Annotated in this window: 2 protein-coding genes; both read right to left on the bottom strand. The window is 64.7% G+C overall.

Going from position 1 to position 612, the window contains the following annotated elements; translation table 11 throughout:
- A partial coding sequence (locus OOZ15_RS19995) for a transposase (protein WP_265958193.1) occupies positions 1-330 on the bottom strand: 330 nt, incomplete at its 3' end.
- A 98-nt stretch (positions 331-428) separates the two neighbouring features.
- Positions 429-612, bottom strand: a 184-nt coding sequence (locus tag OOZ15_RS19990) for a hypothetical protein (protein WP_265958192.1), incomplete at its 5' end; no start/stop codon positions are given.

Genomic DNA, 612 nt, shown 5'->3' with positions numbered 1-612 from the left:
CGCCTGGCCCAGGGGTGTCAGCCCGCGAGCATCGCTGCACGCCAGCTGCCACACCGGATCCTGCTGGAGCGTGCCGGTGTCGTTGAGGTCGTACCAGCCCATGGCGCGCTGCAAGACGATGGCGCGTAGCTGACTGGCCAGCGAATGGCGGACCCGCCGCGGATCCCGCGGGTCGACGAGGTGGTCTTCCATGGCCTCGCTGACGCCGCTGCGATCGAGCGCTTCACGCAGCAGCAAGGCACCGGCATCACTGGTGGTCGCATCGCCGCTGAGCTGGACGTTGACGGAGCCGTTGCAGGACGGCGACCAGGTCGTTAGGGTTTCACCCATGGCGGTTGGTCCTCCTGAATCAGGTTCTGCCAGGAACTCTCTGATTTATCAGTAGGATACCAACCGCCATCTTCATTTCTAGGGCTGCCCGGTGAATATCAGGGGATGACCTGTCCGCCTTTGTGGCCGCCGAATCCCAGAATGCGCTTCACCTCCACCGCCGCGCACTCGCCCCCAGGAAGACCTCTCAGGCCGTCGATCTGACCCTGGCAGTAGATGATAATGCCCCGCGCATAGTGCGGATGGAGAGCGTGGCGGAGCCCGCCACGGACTCTGGTGCCG

The organism is Galbibacter kalidii, from assembly GCF_026241135.1.
Lineage (GTDB): Bacteria > Bacteroidota > Bacteroidia > Flavobacteriales > Flavobacteriaceae > Galbibacter.
The sequence above is the reverse complement of the archived record's forward strand: the minus strand, read 5'-3'. Positions and strand labels throughout refer to the sequence as shown.